The sequence below is a fragment of the Caballeronia sp. GAFFF2 genome, from assembly GCF_023631485.1.
Lineage (GTDB): Bacteria > Pseudomonadota > Gammaproteobacteria > Burkholderiales > Burkholderiaceae > Caballeronia.
On sequence record NZ_JALQDA010000073.1, the window covers coordinates 1 to 2,597 of the forward strand.

3 protein-coding genes and 2 pseudogenes are annotated in these 2,597 nt (G+C 57.8%); 4 read left to right on the plus strand and 1 reads right to left on the minus strand.

The window, feature by feature from the left end; genetic code table 11:
- Positions 1–376 (plus strand): annotated as a pseudogene (locus tag NCT04_RS34085) (hypothetical protein); the annotation flags it as partial.
- Entirely contained in the window at positions 363–863 is a 501-nt protein-coding gene (locus NCT04_RS34090; protein WP_250470243.1) for a TniQ family protein, read from the plus strand. The pseudogene NCT04_RS34085 and the gene NCT04_RS34090, both read left to right, overlap by 14 nt.
- A 51-nt stretch (positions 864–914) precedes the next feature.
- Here the strand turns inward: NCT04_RS34090 and NCT04_RS34580 are convergent, their stop codons facing one another.
- On the minus strand, positions 915–1,043 hold the full coding sequence (locus NCT04_RS34580) for a hypothetical protein (protein WP_284509499.1): 129 nt from the start codon (positions 1,041–1,043) through the stop codon (positions 915–917).
- A 56-nt stretch (positions 1,044–1,099) separates the two neighbouring features.
- On the opposite strand from NCT04_RS34580, the pseudogene NCT04_RS34095 reads away from it, so the two are divergent.
- Positions 1,100–1,589: pseudogene (locus tag NCT04_RS34095) on the plus strand (Hcp family type VI secretion system effector).
- A 460-nt stretch (positions 1,590–2,049) separates the two neighbouring features.
- Entirely contained in the window at positions 2,050–2,544 is a 495-nt protein-coding gene (gene tssB / locus NCT04_RS34100) for a type VI secretion system contractile sheath small subunit (protein ID WP_244831862.1), read from the plus strand.
- Positions 2,545–2,597 lie beyond the last annotated feature (53 nt).

Here is a 2,597-nt window from a genome sequence, read left to right on the forward strand (position 1 = left end):
GCTGAACTGCTCGAATGCGGTCTTCGTACGAGTACACAGACTACCTCCAGGTAGTCCAAGATTTTGTCCGCACCCCCAGTGGGTCAGTTTTGCGCGCGCATCAACAAGCCGCTTCACACCGTTCGAGATTCCGCGCTGGCGTGAGAGTGAAACCTTTCGCAGGCTGCTGTCCGCATTCGAGCGCATTCTACCGTTGCGTTGTCCGTCCGGGCTCGCTCAGCGAGACATCGCCCAATACGTCCTGGCTGCCAGTTCCGGCCTCACTGGTGAAGTCTCCCGAATCTTAAACGCTGCCGCTGAATGCGCCATCCGTAACGGCGACGAAGCAATACGGCTCGATCATCTTGAACAGGTAAGCAGCGTTGCGGTCCAATGACCTGCGTCCGTGGCCGGTTTCGCCTCGCCCCTTCGCCGATGAGGCGTTCGGAAGCTGGCTGGGACGTGTCGCCAGTCGCTATCAGCTGAGCGTCGCTCAGATAAGGGAGTTTCATCGGCTAGGCGAATTCCCCACTCTGGCTAATACCGGCTGGGTTCTGTTTCCTCCGTTATCGGAAGGTGCGCTCCTCTCGCTATCAAGTTTCGCCCGTCTGGACCCTCACCGACTTGCGCGGATCCAAACCCCGTCCAAGTGGATGTCAGACCGTCCGCACCTGGTCTACTGCTTTCGATGTCTTGTGCTCAATCCCGTTGATATAGCCGCCCCCCGTTGGAAGCGGATATGGCTCGACACCAACATCGCCGCCTGCGAGGTGCACGGCATAACACTCGAGCAGTTTCCAGCAGCAATTGCGCGGCGAGCACGAAACATGGATCGGCTGCTTATTCTGGTAAGCAAGTACCGGCAGAAGCTCCAAATCGCCTGACCTACGGTGTATTAGCAGAGTTAGCGCACCCAGTAGCAGAATTAAAGCCCCTCAACACCAGCCGAGCAGGCTCGGCACCAGCACGAGCATCGCGAGACCGTTGCCGCCCATGATGGTGCGCCACACCTCGAAGAGATCGCGGCCGCCTATCGCAACCGCGCGCGCCGACACTACAACCATGCGCCGGACCTGGAGAAAAAGGCGCTTCAACCACACAACCGAAGAAGAGGTGAATCATGCCGATGCCGTGCTTTCTGACCGTCGAAGGTCGAAATCAAGGAAAGATCGAAGGCGCAACGAAAGTTCAGGGCCACGAAGGCAAGATCCTGGTGCAGGCCGTGGATCATGTGATCGAAATCCCCAAGAGCCCGCAAACGGGGTTGCCAACCGGCAAGCGTGTTCACGGCGCGATGACCGTCGCCAAGGAAATCGACAAATCCAGCCCGAAGCTTTTTCAGGCGCTGACTTCCGGCGAGCAGCTCAAGTCCGTGCTGCTTGAGTTCTACCGTATCTCGCCCAAGGGCACGGAAGAGAAGTACTACACCAGCGAAGCTGGAGAACGCCATCCTGACCAGCATGAAGTCATGGACACCGAACTGCCTCGACCCGAACAACCGGCAGATCGGCCATATGGAAGACCTCGCTTTCACCTATGAAAAGATTACCTGGACCTACGAGCCGGACGGCATCGAAGCCGAAGATTCGTGGCTCGCGCCCAAGGTGTAAAGCGCTGGACAAAGCTTCGAAGCCCTTGTCGTGAAAGGTTTTCGAGGCATCGAACGAAAGATTTCGACGATTGGCGTATGCGGCTTTGCCCGGTCATTCTTTCGTGCATATGAACTGATAAAAATGCGTTGGGTTTTTGAGATACGTCTGTTTATAATGAGCCGCACTCAAATCCGGGCAAGGCTTGCGAGCTTCGGGAAAAGTTTCCCACCTGGACTGGCCGATCCTTGCGCTCAATCGCGAGCGAAGCATCCGACGGTCTGGCTCAAGCAAATCCGGCCCGCGCCGTTATCCGCAATCAGCGACACGTAATTTCTTTAGTTATCCCGCGCTCAGGCGATGGCATGCCGGCCCGAGCATGCAATGGCAGCGGCCCGCGTCAAGTCGGTGCGATCCCCGACGCGCGTTTTCATCGATGTCGCACTGCCAACGCGGCGCCGTGAATCTGGAGATGGCAGCAATGGCAAATGATGGTTCGGTAGCTCCGAAGGAACGCGTCAATATCGTCTATCGTCCGGCCACGGGCGACGCGCAGGCGGAAGTGGAACTGCCGCTCAAGCTGCTTGTGCTCGGCGACTTCACGCTGCGTCAGGACGACGTGCCGATCGAAGACATGAAGCCGATCAATGTCGATAAAGACAACTTCAACGAAGTGCTCAAAGGCCAGAAGCTGGGCCTGCAACTCTCGGTGCCGAACAAGCTCGACGAAAAGGCCGGTCCCGACGACGTGCTCTCGCTCGACCTCAAGTTCGACTCGATCAACGACTTCACGCCTGATGCGCTCGCCGAACGCATTCCCGAGTTGCGTCAGATGCTCGAACTGCGCGATGCGCTGAAGGCGCTCAAGAGCCCCATCGGCAATCTGCCCGACTTCCGCAAGCGCCTGCAAGAGCTGATTCAGGACGAAGGCGTGCGCGCCCGGCTGCTGGGTGAACTCGGCGCACAAGACAAGTAACGCGGAACCAGCACTTCGTAGATGAAGGAGATTGAATTGAGCGACGAACAACA